This window comes from Pseudomonas sp. ML96 (assembly GCF_000761545.1).
Lineage (GTDB): Bacteria > Pseudomonadota > Gammaproteobacteria > Pseudomonadales > Pseudomonadaceae > Aquipseudomonas.
The window spans coordinates 183559-200393 of sequence record NZ_JPMY01000002.1; the positions used below are offsets into that span (position 1 = coordinate 183559).

Sequence of the window (16835 nt, forward strand, 5' to 3'; positions counted from 1 at the left end):
TACCGCTGATGAAGGAGATAGACCATGGCTTTCGAATTGCCGCCGCTGCCGTATGAGAAGAACGCTCTCGAGCCGCACCTGTCCGCCGAGACCCTGGAGTTCCACCACGGCAAGCACCACAACGCCTACGTGGTGAACCTGAACAACCTGGTGCCGGGCACCGAGTTCGAAGGCAAGAGCCTGGAAGAGATCATCAAGACTTCCTCCGGTGGCGTGTTCAACAACGCCGCTCAGATCTGGAACCACACCTTCTACTGGAACTGCCTGTCGCCGAACGGCGGTGGCCAACCGACCGGCGCCCTGGCTGACGCCATCAACGCCACCTTCGGTTCCTTCGACAAGTTCAAGGAAGAGTTCAGCAAGGTCTCCATCGGCACCTTCGGCTCCGGCTGGGGCTGGCTGGTGAAGAAAGCTGACGGCTCCCTGGCCCTGGCCAGCACCATCGGCGCCGGCTGCCCGCTGACCAGCGGCGACACCCCGCTGCTGACCTGCGACGTGTGGGAACACGCCTACTACATCGACTACCGCAACCTGCGTCCGAAGTACGTCGAGGCGTTCTGGAACCTGGTCAACTGGGACTTCGTGGCGAAGAACTTCGCTGCCTGAGTCACCTGATGCATCACGAAGAGCCCGGCCCTGTGCCGGGCTTTTTCGTTTGCGTGACCGGCGGTCAGAACGGACTCAAGTATTGCCCTACCCCTTACGAAAAAGATGGGGATATGACGTAATGGCCCTTTGACGGCTCACGCGCATTTGCCAATACTCACAACGGTCATGAGCCTCCGGCGGCGAACAAGGAATACGCATTTGAAGCTGGACCTGAAAAACAGCCTGTCGCTGAAACTGCTACGTGTTGTTCTGCTGTCGGCATTGGTGGTCGGCGTGGTGCTGAGTTGCGGTCAGATCGTCTATGACATCTACAAGACCCGCCAGGCCGTAGCCAGCGATGCCCATCGCATCCTCGGCATGTTCCGTGACCCCTCCACCCAGGCCGTCTACAGCCTCGACCGCGAGATGGGCATGCAGGTCATTGAGGGCCTGTTCCAGCACGAAGCAGTGCGCTACGCCGCCATCGGCCACCCCAACGAACCGATGCTCGCCGAACGCTCGCGCGAGCTGCAGCCCAGCGCCACCCGCTGGATCACCGACCCGATCCTCGGCCAGGAACAGACCTTCACCACCCAGCTGGTCGGCAAGGGCCCATACAGCGAGTACTACGGCGACCTGACCATCACCCTCGACACCGCCAGCTACGGCGAGAACTTCATCACCACTTCGGTGATCATCTTCGTCTCCGGCGTACTGCGCGCCCTGGCCATGGCCCTGGTGCTGTACATGGTCTACCACTGGCTGCTGACCAAGCCGCTGTCGAAGATCATTGAGTACCTCACCAACATCAATCCGGACCGCCCCAGCGAGCACAAGCTGCCGATGCTCAAGGGCAACGAGAAGAACGAGCTGGGTCTGTGGATCAACACCGCCAACGACCTGCTCGCCTCCATCGAACGCAACACCCACCTGCGCCGCGAGGCGGAAAACAGCCTGCTGCGCATGTCGCAGTACGACTTCCTCACCGGCCTGCCCAACCGCCAGCAACTGCAGCAGCAGCTCGACCAGATCCTCGAAGACGCCGGCCGCCTGCAGCGCCGCGTGGCCGTGCTGTGCGTCGGCCTCGACGACTTCAAGGGCATCAACGAACAGTTCAGCTACCAGACCGGCGACCAGCTGCTGCTGGCCCTGTCCGACCGCCTGCGCAGCCACAGCGGCCGCCTCGGCGCCCTGGCCCGCCTCGGTGGCGACCAGTTCGCCCTGGTCCAGGCCGACATCGAGCAGCCTTACGAGGCCGCCGAGCTGGCGCAGAGCATCCTCGACAACCTGGACACCCCCTTCGCCCTGGAACAGCAGGAAGTGCGCCTGCGCGCCACCATCGGCATCACCCTGTTCCCGGAAGATGGCGACAGCACCGAGAAGCTGCTGCAGAAAGCCGAACAGACCATGACCCTGGCCAAGAGCCGCTCGCGCAACCGCTACCAGTTCTACATCGCCAGCGTCGACAGCGAGATGCGTCGCCGCCGCGAGCTGGAGAAGGAACTGCGCGAGGCGCTCAACCGCAACGAGATGCACCTGGTGTTCCAGCCGCAGGTCGACTACCGCGACCACCGCGTGGTCGGTGTCGAAGCACTGATTCGCTGGCAACACCCGCAGCACGGCTTCGTGCCGCCAGACCTGTTCATCCCGCTGGCCGAACAAAACGGCACCATCATCGCCATCGGCGAATGGGTGCTCGACCAGGCCTGCCGCCAGCTGCGCGAATGGCACGACCAGGGCTTCAGCGAGCTGCGCATGGCGGTCAACCTGTCCACCGTGCAGCTGCACCACGCCGAACTGCCGCGCATGGTCAGCAACCTGCTGCAGGTCTATCGCCTGCCGCCGCGCAGCCTGGAGCTGGAAGTCACCGAGACTGGCCTGATGGAAGACATCAGCACCGCCGCGCAGAACCTGCTCAGCCTGCGCCGCGCCGGCGCCTTGATCGCCATCGACGACTTCGGTACCGGCTACTCCTCGCTGAGCTACCTGAAGAGCCTGCCGCTGGACAAGATCAAGATCGACAAGAGCTTCGTCCAAGACCTGCTCGACGACGAGGACGATGCCACCATCGTTCGCGCCATCATCCAGCTGGGCAAGAGCCTGGGCATGCAGGTCATCGCCGAGGGCGTGGAAACTGCCGAGCAGGAAACCTACATCATCGCCCAGGGCTGTAACGAAGGTCAGGGCTACCTGTACAGCAAGCCGCTGCCGGCACGCGAACTGACCCTCTACCTCAAGCAAGCCCGCCGCCTGACCAACGCCGGCAATCCCGCCACCCTCTGATCCCCCGTCGCCCAACTGGCGATGGGGCAGTAGTAGCCACCATGAAGCCAGTTCTCCTCGCCCTGTGCCTTGTATTCGCCAACGCAGCAGTGGCCAAGCAGAGCAGCTGCAAGCTGCGGGTAGGCTGGGAAGAGTGGTTCCCCCTGATCTACCAACAGGACGAGCAGCTGACCGGCAGCGAGTACGAGCTGCTCCAGCAACTGGCCAGCGGCGCCGGCTGCCAACTGCAGTTCGTCGAACTGCCCTGGGCACGCGCCCTGCAGCTGCTCAAGCAGGGCCAGCTGGACATGCTCTACGGCGCCAGCCGCACCGCCGAGCGCGAGGCCTACGCCCAGTTCAGCCAGGCCTACCGCCAGGAGCAGATGGTGCTGGTGATCCGTGCTCCTGAAGGGCCACGCCAACAAGAACTTGGCCGGATCTCACTGGTGGACTGGCTGGCCGAGCCACGGCCCAATGGCCAGCCGCGCACACTCGGCCTGATTCGCGGCTTCTACTACGGGGAAACCCTGGAAGCCATCGTGCGTGACCCGGCCGCCCGCAATCAGCGCATGGAAGTGCGCTGGGACCAGCAGCTGCACCAGGTGCTGAGCCTCGGCCGCATCGACGGCTACCTGGTCGAAGCCAGCGTGGCCCAGGCCCAACAATCGGTCGGCGGCCAACCGATGCAACTGTTCGCCGTCAGCGAACACCCACAAGAACCCATGCACCTGATGTTCTCGCGCAAGGTCGCAGAGCAGGTGGTGGAACGCTTCGACGACGCCATCCGTCTACACCGAGAAGACGCTCCGTCCAATCCTTGATCAAGGTGCCCACGATGTACCAGCGCCTGACCCGCGCCCTGCTGCTTCTGCTCGTCGTCACCCAGGGCGGCTGCGCCGTGCTGGCGCCACGCGATCCGCTGCGCATAGACCTAGTCGGCCTGGAGCCGTTGCCGGCGCAGGGCATGGAGATGCGCTTCGCCGTGGTCCTGCGGGTGCAGAACCCCAACGACAACCCAATCGACTACGACGGTCTCAGCGTCGAGCTGGACGTCAACGGCCAGCCATTGGCCAGCGGCGTGAGCGACCAGAGCGGGCAGGTGCCGCGTTATGGCGAGGAACTGCTGCGCGTGCCGCTAAGCATTTCGGCTCTGTCGGTGATGCGCCAGGCCTGGGCCGCCGCCGGTTACCAGAATGGTCGCGGCCTGCCCTACGAGCTGCGCGGCAAGCTCGGTGGCGGCCTGTTCGGCACCGCGCGTTTCAGCGATGCCGGCACCTTCAACTGGCCGCAGCAGCCGCTGCCCGAGGGAACCCGCTAGTGCTCCGCCGCAGCGCCTGAGGCGACCTTCTCGCCCGGTTCCTTGCCCTCGCTGGCGTGGTGCTCGATCACCGCGTTGAGCTCCGCGCCGAACAGCAGCACCGCCGAAGAGATATACAGGTAGAGCAGGAACACGATGATCGCGCCGATGCTGCCGTAGGTGGCGTTGTAGTCGGCAAAGTTCTGCGCGTAAAAGCCGAAGCCCAGCGATGCGGCGATCCACACCAGCACCGCCAGCACCGAGCCTGGGGTGATGAAGCGGAACTCTTGCTGCACGTCCGGCGCCAGGTAGTACACCGCCGCCACCACGACCATCAGCATCAACACCGCCAGTGGCCAGCGCAGCCAGGACCAGAGCAACACCACCGTCTGTTCCAGGCCGAACTGGCCGGCCAGCCAGTTCATCGCCTGCGGCCCGAGCACCATCAGCGCGGCGACCATCAGCATGATCAGCGCCACCGCCACCGTGTACAGCAGCGACAGCGGCACCAGCTTCCACGCCGGTCGTGCATCGGCCACGCCGTAGGCGCGATTCATCGCCGCCATGGTCGAGCGCACCGCCGCCGATGAGGTCCACAGCGCCAGCAGGATACCAATGGAGAACAGACCACCCTTCTGTGTCTGCAGTTGCGCGATCACCGGGTCGACCAGGCCCAGCGCCTCGCGCGGCAGCAGCAGCGCGGCCTGCTCGTGCAGCCAGTCGAAGATCGGCTGGGCATCCAGCACGCCGATCAGGGCGATGAGGAACAGCAGGAAGGGAAACAGCGAGAAGAACAGCTGGAAGGCCAGCGCCGAGGCGTAGGTCGGCAACTCGTCGTCGACGAAGTCGCTGACCGTCTGCCGGGCAATGGTGCGCCAGGACACCCCGCGCAAATCGATGAAAGCCATGCGTCCTCCGCCGCGTTCTCCTGCAAGGTGGGACGGCGGCGCAGGCGGATCGGTTCGACCAATCGCCCGCAGGCAGTAAAAGCCCTATACAATCTGCGGCCTTTACGTTCGACCGAGGTTTTCCCATGAGCACCCTGCCACCCTGCCCCAAGTGCAGCTCCGAATACACCTACGAAGACAGCGCCCAGCTGGTCTGCCCGGAGTGCGCCCACGAATGGTCGGCCGATGCAGCCGCGCAGGACGCCGACGGCGAGCGCGTGATCAAGGACTCGGTCGGCAACCTGCTGCAGGACGGCGACAGCGTCACCGTGATCAAGGACCTCAAGGTCAAGGGCTCGTCCCTGGTGGTCAAGGTCGGCACCAAGGTGAAGAACATCCGCCTGGTCGACGGCGACCACGACATCGACTGCAAGATCGACGGCATCGGCGCGATGAAGCTGAAGTCGGAATTCGTACGCAAGGTCTGACCCACGCGGCCACCCCAGCGGCTAGGCTGAAGGGAACGGACGCACCAGGCGTCCGCCTCCTCGGGAGAACACGATGCGCAGTCTGTCGCTGCTCCTGCTCCTGATCTTCAGCCCGCTGCTCGCCGCCGAAACCTGGCGGGTGGTCGGCGACGAACAATTCGCCCCCTACAGCTTCGTCACCCAGGAAGACGACACCCCGCGCGGCGTCGACGTGGAGATGGTCGAGGCGGTCATGCGCCAGGCCGGCATTGCCTACAACCTGCGCCTGTATCCGTGGGAACGGGTCAAGCGCATGCTCGAGCGCGGCGAGACCGAGATGGCCTTCCAGTTCGCCGGCACCCCGGAACGCCAAGAACAGTACGAACTGGTCGGCCCCATCCGCACCGGCTCCACCGTGTTCATGACCACCCACAAGACAGCCATCGACGACTGGCAGAGCCTCGACGACTTCAGCCCCTTCGTCATCGGCCAGGTACGCGGCTACGCCTACGAATCCAACTACGACAAGGCTGACCTGCGCCGCGACACCAGCGCGCAGAACCCTCGCCAGCTGGTGTCCATGCTGCTGGCCGGGCGCATCGACATCATCGTCGGCGACCGCACCCAGCTGCTTTATTTCATCCAGGAACAACGCGCCCAGGACAGCGTGCGCCTGTTGCCCAAACCACTGGTGGAGATGCCGCGCTACGTCGCCTTCGCCAAGGGTGACAAGGCTCGTGCCGAGCAGTTCGCCGCGGCGCTGAAGCAGGTCCGCGCCAGCGGCGCGCTGCAGAAGATCCTGCGCAAGTGGGAAGAGTGACGCCTCACTGCACCGGCAGGAAGTTGATGAACAGCAGGCTCTGCGCGTAGTTCACCCCGAGGCGCCGGTAGCGCTCCTCCAGCACGTGGGTGAGCAGGTCCAGGCGCGCGGTCATCTTGCCGAACTCCACCGCGTAGCTAAGGTTGCCCTCGTCGTTGGACAGCAGCAGCGGGCGGCCCTGGTCGTCGCGGCGCTGGGCGAGCATCCAGGCGGCCTTCTCGATGTTGCGCGCGGCGTTGTGGATGAACTGCGCATCGAACGAATCGGTCAGGTAAAACTCGGTACGCCCGCCGTGGGCGGTGATCAGCATACTGCCCAGCGAATAGATGAAGGCGCCGACGCGGTCGCCCTGGAAATCCGGACTCAGCGAGTAGCTGAGCGCCGCCACGTCGCGCCGGCCGCCGAGCTGCGGCAACGGCTGGTTCAGCTCGATGGCCTGGTGGATCGCCTGCTCCGCTGCCGTGCGGTTGGGCAGCCCGGTCTTGCGCCATTCGCGTGGGTTGCGCTGGTACAGCTTGCCCAGCAGCAGGTACAGGCTATTGAGGTTGTTGCGCATGGCCAGGGTGGCCATGCGGTCCACGTCGCTCTGCAGCAGTTCACCGGGTTTGAGCTCGGTGGTCTTGCTGATGATGCTGGCGTGGTCCAGTTGCCCGGAGCAGCCGCCCAGGCCCAGCGCTACCCCTAGCGCCAGCACCGAGCCCAGTCTCCAGGCCTTGGCTGAATTCATCGGATTGCCCCCGCTCTCCTGTGAACCCTCGGCTAGCAGTAAAGCGCAAAACCCCGGACTTGCTTCGCGCTGCGCTCGAGCGGCTATTCAGGCAGCGAGCGCAACGGCTCTAGATCGCGGGTTTTCCACCTCGCCAGCGATGCTCCTCAACCTTGCCCGGCAAGCCCGACGAACGGTGGTAAGCCGCTCTTTTACATAGGATTTACATTGCCGCCGGGAAAGTATCGCGGTGCATACAGTCGAACGCAGTAACCGGAAACCTCCGGTGATACAGGAGTCTCGACCATGCTTTCGCGTATCCCCCTCATTACCGGCCTGATCGCCAGCCTTGCTCTCGCTGGCGAGCAACAGGCCCAAGCGGCAGACGGCGGCGATGTGGCCGCGGGTGTTGCGGTCGGCGCCATCATCGGTGGAGTTATCGCCAGCCAGCGTCCGGTCCGGGTCTATGAGCCGGAGCCGGTGTACTACGCACCGCCACCGCCTCCGGTGGCTTATTACCCGCAGCCGGTGTATGTGGAGCGGCCGGTGTATTACAGGCCGGGGCCGGTGTATTACGTGCCGGAGCCGCGTCATCATCACAAGCATTGGCGTAAGCATCATCGTCGTCATCACCACGACGACTATCGCTGGTGACTGGGGGCCCCGCTTAGGCGGGGCTTCTTCTTTGTGGCTGGAAAGCCAGCTATGGCATTGGGCCAGCTCCGTGCAGTATGGTCGGACGCATCGACCAGCAGGGATGCGCCATGGCCAACAAGAACCCTACACCTCGGCACCAGAAGCACCTCGCCGTGCTCATCGATGCAGACAATGCCTCTGCAGCCATCGTTGAAGGACTGTTCGAGGAAATCGCCAAGTACGGGCTGGCCAGCGTCAAGCGCATCTATGGCGACTGGACCCTCCCCAACCTGGGCGGCTGGAAGCAGGTGCTTCTGGACTACTCCATCCAGCCTATCCAACAGTTCGCTTACACCAAGGGCAAAAACGCCACCGATAGCTCGCTGATCATCGACGCGATGGACCTGCTCTACACCCGGCGTTTCGATGGGTTCTGCCTGGTCTCCAGCGACAGCGACTTCACCCGCCTAGCGGCGCGGATTCGTGAGGAAGGGTTGGAGGTGATCGGCTTTGGCGAGCAGAAGACGCCGAAGCCGTTCGTGTCAGCGTGCGACAAGTTCATTTATACCGAGTTGCTGCGTAGCGATACCGATGTCAGCGAGGTAGAGGCTCCCACCAGTAAATCGACCGCCGCCGCCACACCCACAGCTGCAACTGAAGCCAAACCTGCAACCCAAACAACGGTAGCCAAGGTCAAACCGCAGAAGATTCCAGTGGACTTCATTACCAAGGTAATCGAGGACATTTCTGACGAGGAAGGCTGGGCACAACTGGGTGGACTAGGGGCAACCCTCAGCAAGCTGCGCTCTGACTTCGACACCCGACTCTATGGCCACAAAAAACTAAGCGGCCTGATTAAAGCCTGTAACCATGCATTTGAAATTCAGGAGCGCGGTACTTCGTCTACCGGCGGCAAAGACTTATTTGTCCGTAGCCGAAAAGCAACCAAGCCAAACTCGGCCAATGCATCACCTTGAGCCCAGATTTCGCCCTGCTGGGCGACCTACTTTCTTTGCTTGTGCAAAGAAAGCTAGGCAAAGAAACACACCCCGGCATCCGGGTCTCGCTGCGCTCGACTCCCCTCCTTCCGGCGCCGCTCCGGGGGCCGTCACGAAGGGACGTCCCTGTCCCTTCGTTCCTCGCTCGGCATCCATGCCTCGCGTCCCCCTGCGCAACACCTCCACTCGGCCTACTGACGGGGAGTCTGCGCGCATGAAGACTTCCCGTCCTAGGATGCTCGGAGCAGTCGAGGAACGATGCAAAACATGCTCCACGAGCTCCATCACAAGTCATCAATTGCTATTAGCCACTGCGGAATTGCCATGAAGTCTTACTCAGCCCCCAAAACCCTAGCCATCATCCTAACTGCAGTCCTGCTGCCGGGGTGTGCCTCGGAACTGACAAGCGAGCAAGTGCTTAGCCACGACAGTGGTCGTGTTATCCCCGGAAAGCGATTAACCGCTCCAGTTAAACGAAAAGCGGCCGTAGGTGAGGAAATGCTCACGGCAGGAGAGTACGCACTGACGTCTGGAAAGATCGCACGCAAAATTGCCGTTATGCAGGAAGGTGCTTCAGCAGACATCAAGCACAAACTCAGATCGTTCAACTTCCATCTCGCACCAGCAACTCTCAAGTCAGAAGGAACCGTTAAAAGCGGCCATCTTTACCAGTACCCACGAGGCTTTGTAACAGCAGGCAATGAGCCTGCTTTTGGCGGCCTGATTGCCCCCTATGACACTCCCGAATTGGCTACAAAAATCTATTGGAACTGGACCTCCAGTGGCACAAGCACTTACTACACAGCGGATTTGGATCGCCCAGTAAAGCTTTCAACTAGCGAAATTGAAGAAAACTTGAGTAATAGCGCGAGCTACCAAACACCACTGCAAGTATTAATTTACTCAGGCGTATCAGCAGGGCAGATCCGTTTCGTTTACAAAGAATTCACCTCCCACGGCCAGACGAGACCTGACTTCACTCAGGACGTCGTTCTCGACTACCAAGAGGGCGAGGAATACGCCTTTAAAAGTGCTCGGTTCGTGATCAACAAAGCAGGGCCTGCATTCATTGAATTTACCGTCATCACCGGCCTGTAGTGGGTAATCCGCTAGCACCCCCCTAATAAAAAGGCCCGTCATTAGACGGGCCTTTTTATTAGCAACTAGATTCAGGCTTCTACTGCCTCCCTGCGCTTAACCAGCTTGCTGGCCTGATACTCCCTCGCCGCCTCATGGAACGCCCCAATCAGCGCGTTGTAATCATCTTTCTCCCAATAGCGATACTCCGGGTGCCACTGCACCCCAACGGCAAACGCCTTGGCGCCAATCACGCTGACCGCCTCAATCTGCCCGTCCTCGCAGACGGCCTCTACCTGTAAGCCCTCGCCCAGACGGTCGATGCCCTGGCCATGCAGGGAGTTGACGCTGATCTCGCGCTCGCCGAGCAGCTTGTGCAGCACACCACCCTCGGTCAGAGCGACCTTGTGGATCGGGCCGTAGGCCACGTTGTCCGGCACGTCCTTCACTTCGCGGTGGTCGAGGCGACCGGGCACTAGGTGCACTTCGCGGTGCAGGGTGCCGCCGTACAGCACGTTGAGTTCCTGCACACCGCGGCAGATGCCGAGGAAGGGAATGCCGCGGTCGATGCAGGCGCGCATCAGGCGCAGCACGGTGGCGTCGCGGGGTTTGTCGGCCAGGCCCAGGCCGGGGTGGTCGTCGCCGTAGAAGCTGGGGTGTACGTTGGACAGCGAGCCGCCGAACAGGATGCCGGAGACGTTATCGAGCACGGTGTCCATGTCCAGGTCGTCGCCGAAGGCCGGGATCATCAGCGGGAAGGCGCCGAAGCCGGTGACGGCCTGAATGTATTTCTCGCCCACCAAGTGGAACCAGCCGATGTCGCGGTCAGTCAGCTGCCAGCGGCACAGGGGAAGGCCAATCATGGGTTTGTTCATTGCAAGGGTGTCCTCTTCATTTGAGATTGAAGTGGGCTGCCCTTGGGACAGCGGGTTACCGGGTCACGATAACCGTGAACCCGCTCACCCAAGGGGTGCCGTTTCCCGATCTTTGCCGGGTCACTGCACCAACGCCGCGCCCGCGCGGCTGGTTTACTGCGTAAAACGGAACAAAAAAGGGCCGGTCTTGCGACCGGCCCTCGGGTTACATCAGCTGTTGCTCGGGAAGGCGAATTGCGCCGCCTCGTGGCTGGCGCGCTGCGGCCAGCGCTGGGTGATGGTCTTGCGCTTGGTGTAGAAGCGCACGCCGTCCGGGCCGTAGGCGTGCAGGTCGCCAAACAGCGAGCGCTTCCAGCCGCCGAAGCTGTGGTAGGCCACCGGTACCGGCAGCGGTACGTTGACGCCGACCATGCCGACTTCGATCTCGTCGCAGAACAGGCGCGCCGCTTCACCGTCGCGGGTGAACAGGCAGGTGCCGTTGCCGTACTCGTGGTCGTTGATCAGCTTCATCGCCTCTTCCAGGCTGCCGACGCGGACGATGCACAGGACCGGGCCGAAGATCTCTTCCTGGTAGATGGTCATATCGCTGGTGACGTGGTCGAACAGGGTGCCGCCGACGAAGAAGCCAGCCTCGTTGCCTGCGACCGAGATGCCGCGACCGTCGACCACCAGCTTGGCGCCTTGCGCCACGCCACTGTCGATGTAGCCCTTGACCTTGTCACGGGCAGCGCCGGTGACCAGCGGGCCCATGTCCAGGCCGCAGGAGGTGCCGGCGCCGATTTTCAGGCCGGTGATTTTCGGTACCAGCTTCTCGACCAGCTTGTCGGCAACCTGGTCACCCACGGCCACGGCCACGGAGATGGCCATGCAGCGCTCGCCGCAGGAGCCGTAGGCAGCGCCCATCAGGGCGTTGACGGTGTTGTCGAGGTCGGCGTCCGGCAGTACCACGGCATGGTTCTTGGCGCCGCCCAGGGCCTGTACGCGCTTACCGCGCTTGTTGGCCTCGGTGTAGATGTATTCGGCGATCGGCGTGGAGCCGACGAAGCTGATGGCTTTGACTTCCGGCGCTTCGATCAGCGCGTCCACCGCTTCCTTGTCGCCGTTGATCACGCCGATCACACCCTTGGGCAGGCCGGCTTCGTGCAGCAGCTGGGCGATGTACAAGGTGGAGCTCGGGTCACGCTCGGACGGCTTGAGGATGAAGCAGTTGCCGCAGGCGATGGCCAGCGGGTACATCCACAGCGGCACCATGGCTGGGAAGTTGAACGGGGTGATACCGGCAACCACGCCCAGCGGCTGGAAATCGCTCCAGCTGTCGATGTTCGGGCCGACGTTGCGGTTGTACTCGCCCTTCAGCAGCTCGGGAGCGCCGCAGGCGTATTCGACGTTCTCGATGCCGCGCTGCAGCTCGCCGATGGCGTCTTCGATGGTCTTGCCGTGCTCTTCGCTGATCAGCGCGGCGATCTTGTCCTTGTTCTGCTCCAGCAGTTGCTTGAAGCGGAACATCACCTGGGCGCGCTTGGCCGGCGGGGTATTGCGCCAGGCCGGGAAGGCGGCCTTGGCAGCATCGATGGCGGACTGGATGGTAACGCGGTCGGCCAGCTCGACCTGACGCACCGGCTCGCCGATGGATGGGTTGAAGACCTGGGCGGTGCGGCCGTTGCGCAGCACGATTTCGCCATTGATGAAGTGGGCGACGGTACTCATGGGTGTTCCCTCATTGGTGTTCTGTGGGGCGGCCGCGCTGGGCGCAGCCGCCGCGAATCATTTGATTTCGGTTTCGACGAAGACCACTTCGTGGTCGCTGGCGTTGACCACGTTGTGTTCGACGCCGGCCTGGCGGAAGTACGAGCGGCCGGCCACCAGGGGTGCGTGACGCTCGCCCTCGGGGGTTTCCAGCAGCAGGACTCCGTCGGTCATCGGCGTCACCACGTAGTCGTAGCCGTGGCGGTGGGCGCCGGTCTCGGCACCGGGGGCGAAGCGCCACTCGGTGACGATGACTCGGTCGTTTTCCACCTGCACGGTGGGCACCGCCTTGGGCCGGCTCATCAATCGAGCTTGTTCAGCACGTCGCCGACGGCGTTGAACAGGCGGTCCAACTCTTCCGGCTTGGTGTTGAAGGTCGGCCCGAACTGCAGGGTGTCGCCACCGAAGCGCACGTAGAAGCCAGCTTTCCACAGAGCCATGCCGGCTTCGAACGGGCGGATGGTCGGGTCGCCGTCACGCGGGGCCAGTTGCAGGGCACCGACCAGGCCGCAGTTGCGGATGTCGATGACATGCTTGCTGCCCTTGAGGCCGTGCAGGACATTCTCGAAGTGCGGCGCCAGATCGGCGGACTGCTGGATCAGGTTGTCTTTTTCCAGCAGCTCCAGGGTGGCCAGGCCGGCGGCGCAGGCAACCGGGTGGGCCGAGTAGGTGTAGCCGTGGGTGAACTCGATCATGTGCTCAGGGATGGCCTGGTGCATGAAGGTGTCGTAGATCTCCTTGGAGGCCACGACCGCGCCCAGCGGGATGGCACCGTTGGTGATCTGCTTGGCAGCGTTGAGGATGTCCGGGGTGACGCCGAAGTATTCCGCACCGCTCCACTTGCCCATGCGGCCGAAGCCGGTGATCACTTCGTCGAAGATCAGCAGGATGTTGTGCTGGGTGCAGATCTCGCGCAGGCGCTCCAGGTAGCCCTTCGGCGGGATCAGCGCGCCGGCGGAACCGGACAGCGGCTCGACGATGACGGCGGCGATGTTGGAGGCGTCATGCAGTTCGATCAGCTTGAGCAGCTCGTTGGCCAGCTCCACGCCGCCGGTCTCGGCCATGCCTTTGGTGAACGCCATGCCCGGCTGCAGGGTGTGCGGCAGGTGGTCGGCGTCCATCAGCTGGCCGTACATCTTGCGGTTGCCGCCGATGCCGCCCAGGGCGGTGCCGGCGATGTTCACGCCGTGGTAGCCACGGGCGCGGCCGATGAACTTGGTCTTGGCCGGTTGGCCCTTCAGGCGCCAGTAGGCCTTGGCCATCTTCACCGCGGTGTCGGCACACTCGGAGCCGGAACCGGTGAAGAACACGTGGTTGAGCTCGCCCGGCAGCAGGTCGGCGATCTTCTCGGCCAGCTTGAAGGACAGCGCGTGGCCGTACTGGAAGCCCGGCGAGTAGTCGAGGGTGCCGAGCTGCTTGGCCACGGCCTCCTGGATTTCCTTGCGACTGTGGCCGGCGCCACAGGTCCACAGGCCGGAGAGGCTGTCGAACACGCGGCGGCCCTGGTCGTCGATCAGGATGTTGCCTTCGGCGGCGACGATCAGGCGCGGATCGCGCTTGAAGTTGCGGTTGGCGGAGAAGGGCATCCAGTGGGCGTCCAGCTTGAGCTGGCTGGCCAGGGACGGGGTGGCAGACTGCGGCATGTTCATCGTGGCTCTCCCGGAGCGGGACCTGTTTGTTGTTGCAGCGAAAGGTGCCACGGGCATAAAGTCACGAAAATCCAATTCTTCGTACTTTAAGTTAAGTAGCAGCTAAACAATGAGCAGTCGCCGCCCCGACCCGCTGGCCCAGGTCAGTGACTTTGAAATCCGCCTGCTGCGCCTGTTCCGTAGCGTGGTCGAGTGTGGCGGCTTCTCCGCCGCCGAGAGCGTGCTGGGCATCGGCCGCTCGGCCATCAGCCAGCAGATGAGCGATCTGGAGCAGCGCCTGGGCCTGCGCCTGTGCCAGCGCGGCCGCGCCGGCTTCGCCCTGACCGACGAAGGGCGCGAGGTGTACCAGTCGTCGCTGCAGCTGTTCGGCGCGCTGGAGAGCTTCCGCAACAACGTCAACGGCCTGCACCGCGAGCTGCGCGGCGAGCTGCATATCGGCCTGACCGACAACCTGGTCACCGTGCCGCATATGCGCATTACCCATGCATTAGCACGGCTCAAGGAACAGGGCCCGGAGGTGCGCATCCAGATCCGCATGACACCACCTTCGGAGGTGGAACAGGGCGTGCTCGACGGCAGCCTGCACGTCGGCGTGGTGCCGCAGAGCCACGCGCTGTCCGGCCTGGAGTACCAACCGCTGTACGGCGAGCGCTCGCAGCTGTACTGCGCGGTGGGCCACCCGCTGTTCTATGTGGACGACAACCAGCTGTCCGACGAGCGCCTGAATGCCCAGGACGCCATCGCCCCGACCTTCCGCCTGCCGCCGGAGGTGCAGAGCCAGTACCAGGTGCTCAACTGCACGGCCAGTGCCTCGGACCGCGAGGGCATGGCCTTCCTTATTCTCACCGGGCGCTATATCGGCTACCTGGCCGACCACTACGCCCAGCAATGGGTGCAGCAGGGCCGCCTGCGCGTGCTCAAGCCCAACTCGCGCTTCTACGACCTGACCCTGGCCTCGGTGACGCGCAAGGGCCGGCGGCCGCAGATGGTGCTGGAGACCTTCCTGGAGGCGCTGGCCAAGACCAGCTGAGCTACCCATGACGCAGAATGATGCGCTGCACGCCTTCTTCAGCGACTTCGTCGAGGCCTTCGCCAGCTTCGACGGGCAGCGGGTCGCCAGCCGCTATGCGCAGCCCTACCTGGCGCTGAATGCCGAGGGCGAACTACGCGTGTTCGCCACGGCAGGCGAGACCGCGGCCTACTTCCAGCAGGTGCTCGACGCCTATGCCGCGCTCGGCTGTCGCAGCTGCCGCTTCGCTGCGCTGGAGGTCGTCATACTGGGCGCCGACAGCCTGTTGGCCAGCGTCACTTGGGAGCTGCTGGACGCCGCAGGACTGGTCCTGCGCAGCTGGCGCGAATCCTACAACCTGACACAGCGGTCAGAAGGGCTATTCATCTACGCCTCGACCGACCACGTCGCTTCGCTGGAACGCCCGTACCACTAAGCGCAGCGCCATTTTACAAGCGAGCACGACCGCACGGTCAAAGACGGTTTTCTGACGTTTTTGGCAGTATTCCGTCCGTTCGGTCAGGTCTCACTGTGAGCTGAACACGTTTTTGACGCGAGAGGCTTGTCTAGTCTTCCGCGCTGAGTTATCAGTGCGCAGACAAGCCGATCATCTGTACGGACCTGCCTCGATGCCTGCTGCCTCAACCCCCGCTCCCAGCGCCGCCAAACCTGCCGGTCGCATCCGCCAGAAGAACGAAAAAGCCATCATCGCCGCCGCCGAGGTGGAGTTCGCCCGGCACGGCTACAAAGGCACCAGCATGAACAGCATCGCCCAGGCGGTGGGGCTGCCCAAGGCCAATCTGCACTACTACTTCAGCAGCAAGCAGGGCCTGTACATCGCGGTACTGCAGAACATTCTCTGCCAGTGGGAAAAGGCCCTCGACGGCATGACGGTCAATGACGACCCGGCCGAGGCACTGAGCCGCTACATCCGCTCCAAGATCGAGTTCTCGCGCACCCAGCCGCTGGCCTCGCGCATCTTCGCCATGGAAGTGATCAGCGGTGGTCAGCAACTGGCGGCCCACTACAGCCAGGGCTCGCGCGACTGGTTCCACGGCCGTACCGCGGTGATCCAGGCCTGGATCGATGCCGGCAAGATGGACCCGATCGACCCGGCGCACCTGATCTTCATGCTCTGGGGCAGCACCCAGCACTACGCCGACTTCGCCAGCCAGATCGCCCTGTACTCCGGCAAAAGCAGCTTGAAGAAGGCCGATTACGAGGAAGCCACCAGCAACCTGGTGCGCATCATCCTCAAAGGCTGCGGCCTGACGCCGCCGGCCTGAAGCTAGGGGCGCCGACGGCGCCCGGTGATCATCGACAGCGGCAGGTTCTCGCGCAGGCGCAGGCTCTCCACCAGCGCCGCGGTGAGATGCACGCAGACCAGCGCCAGCAGCGCATCGGCAAAGAAGGCATGGATCTGCAGCGGCAGGTCCTCGCCCCAGAAGTAGTCCACCTCCTCCATCAGGAAGCCGGTCACGCCCAGGCCGAGCATCATCAGCAGCATCAGCACCATCACCAGGGCGCCGATCGGCGAGTGGCCGAGGCGGTGATAGTCACGCCGTTGCAGCAACGCGCAAAAGTGTTCGCGCAGGCGCGCCGGAGTCGGCCAGAAGTCCGCCCAGCGCGCCGGCGTCGGGCCGACGAAGCCCCATACCAGGCGCACCGCCAGCCAACCCACGGCGTAGTAGCCGAGCCAGCGGTGCCAGTCGTCACCTTCCTCGGTGAACCAGTAGTTGGCGACGAAGGCCAGCACCAGGGACCAGTGGCACAGGCGCACCAGCGGGTCCCATAGCTGCAGGCTGTCGCGGCTCACCG

The 16835-nt window shown here is 63.6% G+C and carries 19 protein-coding genes; 12 read left to right on the top strand and 7 right to left on the bottom strand.

Annotated features, from left to right (window positions below; translation table 11 throughout):
- Positions 1 to 24 precede the first annotated feature (24 nt).
- The 4 genes from sodB to IP89_RS01095 all read left to right on the top strand — a co-directional run bounded on the left by sodB (position 25) and on the right by IP89_RS01095 (position 4168).
- Entirely contained in the window at positions 25 to 606 is a 582-nt protein-coding gene (gene sodB, locus IP89_RS01080) for a superoxide dismutase [Fe] (RefSeq protein ID WP_021701119.1), read from the top strand.
- 201 nt (positions 607 to 807) lie between these two features.
- Entirely contained in the window at positions 808 to 2871 is a 2064-nt protein-coding gene (locus IP89_RS01085; protein WP_043307045.1) for a bifunctional diguanylate cyclase/phosphodiesterase, read from the top strand.
- Positions 2872 to 2912: 41 nt separating this feature from the next.
- Positions 2913 to 3671: an ABC transporter substrate-binding protein gene (locus IP89_RS01090; protein ID WP_043307046.1), complete on the top strand. Its 759-nt coding sequence runs from the start codon at positions 2913 to 2915 to the stop codon at positions 3669 to 3671.
- 14 nt (positions 3672 to 3685) lie between these two features.
- Complete coding sequence (locus IP89_RS01095; RefSeq protein ID WP_043307047.1) at positions 3686 to 4168, top strand: LEA type 2 family protein; 483 nt, start codon at positions 3686 to 3688, stop codon at positions 4166 to 4168.
- Here the strand turns inward: IP89_RS01095 and IP89_RS01100 are convergent.
- Complete coding sequence (locus tag IP89_RS01100; protein WP_043307048.1) at positions 4165 to 5055, bottom strand: YihY/virulence factor BrkB family protein; 891 nt, start codon at positions 5053 to 5055, stop codon at positions 4165 to 4167. The genes IP89_RS01095 and IP89_RS01100 overlap by 4 nt on opposite strands.
- A 125-nt stretch (positions 5056 to 5180) precedes the next feature.
- Here IP89_RS01100 and IP89_RS01105 point away from each other — a divergent pair, with 125 nt between their 5' ends.
- Together IP89_RS01105 and IP89_RS01110 are read left to right on the top strand one after the other, a co-directional pair.
- On the top strand, positions 5181 to 5522 hold the full coding sequence (locus tag IP89_RS01105) for a zinc ribbon domain-containing protein YjdM (protein WP_043307049.1): 342 nt from the start codon (positions 5181 to 5183) through the stop codon (positions 5520 to 5522).
- A gap of 73 nt (positions 5523 to 5595) precedes the next feature.
- Entirely contained in the window at positions 5596 to 6321 is a 726-nt protein-coding gene (locus tag IP89_RS01110) for an ABC transporter substrate-binding protein (protein ID WP_043307050.1), read from the top strand.
- Between the two features lie 4 nt (positions 6322 to 6325).
- Here IP89_RS01110 and IP89_RS01115 read toward each other — a convergent pair whose 3' ends face one another.
- A complete protein-coding gene (locus IP89_RS01115; protein WP_052080904.1) occupies positions 6326 to 7048 on the bottom strand; it encodes a hypothetical protein in 723 nt (240 codons plus the stop codon).
- Between the two features lie 285 nt (positions 7049 to 7333).
- On the opposite strand from IP89_RS01115, the gene IP89_RS01120 reads away from it, so the two are divergent.
- The 3 genes from IP89_RS01120 (at position 7334) to IP89_RS23230 (ending at position 9759) form a co-directional block, all read left to right on the top strand.
- A complete protein-coding gene (locus IP89_RS01120; protein ID WP_043307051.1) occupies positions 7334 to 7681 on the top strand; it encodes a hypothetical protein in 348 nt (115 codons plus the stop codon).
- A gap of 110 nt (positions 7682 to 7791) precedes the next feature.
- Positions 7792 to 8640 carry an NYN domain-containing protein gene (locus tag IP89_RS01125; protein WP_043307216.1) on the top strand — a complete coding sequence of 283 codons (849 nt, stop codon included), beginning with the start codon at positions 7792 to 7794 and terminating at the stop codon, positions 8638 to 8640.
- A 288-nt stretch (positions 8641 to 8928) separates the two neighbouring features.
- Positions 8929 to 9759: a hypothetical protein gene (locus IP89_RS23230; protein ID WP_156114958.1), complete on the top strand. Its 831-nt coding sequence runs from the start codon at positions 8929 to 8931 to the stop codon at positions 9757 to 9759.
- A 71-nt stretch (positions 9760 to 9830) separates the two neighbouring features.
- On the opposite strand, the gene IP89_RS01135 is transcribed toward IP89_RS23230, so the two are convergent.
- The 4 genes from IP89_RS01135 to IP89_RS01150 all read right to left on the bottom strand — a co-directional run bounded on the left by IP89_RS01135 (position 9831) and on the right by IP89_RS01150 (position 14008).
- On the bottom strand, positions 9831 to 10601 hold the full coding sequence (locus IP89_RS01135; RefSeq protein ID WP_218185982.1) for a gamma-glutamyl-gamma-aminobutyrate hydrolase family protein: 771 nt from the start codon (positions 10599 to 10601) through the stop codon (positions 9831 to 9833).
- A gap of 222 nt (positions 10602 to 10823) precedes the next feature.
- The gene (locus tag IP89_RS01140) at positions 10824 to 12320 is read right to left on the bottom strand and encodes a CoA-acylating methylmalonate-semialdehyde dehydrogenase (protein ID WP_043307053.1); all 1497 of its coding nucleotides are present in this window, start codon (positions 12318 to 12320) and stop codon (positions 10824 to 10826) included.
- A 57-nt stretch (positions 12321 to 12377) separates the two neighbouring features.
- Complete coding sequence (locus IP89_RS01145; RefSeq protein WP_156114959.1) at positions 12378 to 12665, bottom strand: cupin domain-containing protein; 288 nt, start codon at positions 12663 to 12665, stop codon at positions 12378 to 12380.
- Positions 12662 to 14008, bottom strand: coding sequence for an aspartate aminotransferase family protein (locus IP89_RS01150; protein WP_043307055.1), 1347 nt, complete (start codon positions 14006 to 14008; stop codon positions 12662 to 12664). The genes IP89_RS01145 and IP89_RS01150 overlap by 4 nt, the downstream gene beginning before the upstream one ends.
- 109 nt (positions 14009 to 14117) lie before the next feature.
- Between IP89_RS01150 and IP89_RS01155 the strand changes: the two genes are divergently transcribed.
- The 3 genes from IP89_RS01155 (at position 14118) to IP89_RS01165 (ending at position 16303) form a co-directional block, all read left to right on the top strand.
- Positions 14118 to 15038, top strand: coding sequence for a LysR family transcriptional regulator (locus IP89_RS01155; RefSeq protein ID WP_043307056.1), 921 nt, complete (start codon positions 14118 to 14120; stop codon positions 15036 to 15038).
- 7 nt (positions 15039 to 15045) lie between these two features.
- Entirely contained in the window at positions 15046 to 15453 is a 408-nt protein-coding gene (locus tag IP89_RS01160; protein WP_043307057.1) for a hypothetical protein, read from the top strand.
- A gap of 193 nt (positions 15454 to 15646) precedes the next feature.
- Positions 15647 to 16303, top strand: coding sequence for a TetR/AcrR family transcriptional regulator (locus tag IP89_RS01165; RefSeq protein ID WP_043307058.1), 657 nt, complete (start codon positions 15647 to 15649; stop codon positions 16301 to 16303).
- 2 nt (positions 16304 to 16305) lie between these two features.
- On the opposite strand, the gene IP89_RS01170 is transcribed toward IP89_RS01165, so the two are convergent.
- Positions 16306 to 16833, bottom strand: a complete 528-nt coding sequence (locus IP89_RS01170; RefSeq protein ID WP_043307059.1) for a cytochrome b/b6 domain-containing protein — start codon at positions 16831 to 16833, stop codon at positions 16306 to 16308.
- Between the last annotated feature and the right edge of the window lie 2 nt (positions 16834 to 16835).

Coding starts and splice junctions, on each gene's coding strand:
- IP89_RS01140 (WP_043307053.1), bottom strand. CDS start 12,320: ATGAGTACCGTCGCCCACTTCATCAATGGCGAAATCGTGCTGCGCAAC.
- IP89_RS01115 (WP_052080904.1), bottom strand. CDS start 7,048: ATGAATTCAGCCAAGGCCTGGAGACTGGGCTCGGTGCTGGCGCTAGGG.
- IP89_RS01160 (WP_043307057.1), top strand. CDS start 15,046: ATGACGCAGAATGATGCGCTGCACGCCTTCTTCAGCGACTTCGTCGAG.
- IP89_RS01100 (WP_043307048.1), bottom strand. CDS start 5,055: ATGGCTTTCATCGATTTGCGCGGGGTGTCCTGGCGCACCATTGCCCGG.
- IP89_RS01135 (WP_218185982.1), bottom strand. CDS start 10,601: ATGATTGGCCTTCCCCTGTGCCGCTGGCAGCTGACTGACCGCGACATC.
- IP89_RS01165 (WP_043307058.1), top strand. CDS start 15,647: ATGCCTGCTGCCTCAACCCCCGCTCCCAGCGCCGCCAAACCTGCCGGT.
- IP89_RS01120 (WP_043307051.1), top strand. CDS start 7,334: ATGCTTTCGCGTATCCCCCTCATTACCGGCCTGATCGCCAGCCTTGCT.
- IP89_RS01090 (WP_043307046.1), top strand. CDS start 2,913: ATGAAGCCAGTTCTCCTCGCCCTGTGCCTTGTATTCGCCAACGCAGCA.
- IP89_RS23230 (WP_156114958.1), top strand. CDS start 8,929: ATGCTCCACGAGCTCCATCACAAGTCATCAATTGCTATTAGCCACTGC.
- IP89_RS01105 (WP_043307049.1), top strand. CDS start 5,181: ATGAGCACCCTGCCACCCTGCCCCAAGTGCAGCTCCGAATACACCTAC.
- IP89_RS01150 (WP_043307055.1), bottom strand. CDS start 14,008: ATGAACATGCCGCAGTCTGCCACCCCGTCCCTGGCCAGCCAGCTCAAG.
- IP89_RS01110 (WP_043307050.1), top strand. CDS start 5,596: ATGCGCAGTCTGTCGCTGCTCCTGCTCCTGATCTTCAGCCCGCTGCTC.
- IP89_RS01095 (WP_043307047.1), top strand. CDS start 3,686: ATGTACCAGCGCCTGACCCGCGCCCTGCTGCTTCTGCTCGTCGTCACC.
- IP89_RS01125 (WP_043307216.1), top strand. CDS start 7,792: ATGGCCAACAAGAACCCTACACCTCGGCACCAGAAGCACCTCGCCGTG.
- sodB (WP_021701119.1), top strand. CDS start 25: ATGGCTTTCGAATTGCCGCCGCTGCCGTATGAGAAGAACGCTCTCGAG.
- IP89_RS01155 (WP_043307056.1), top strand. CDS start 14,118: ATGAGCAGTCGCCGCCCCGACCCGCTGGCCCAGGTCAGTGACTTTGAA.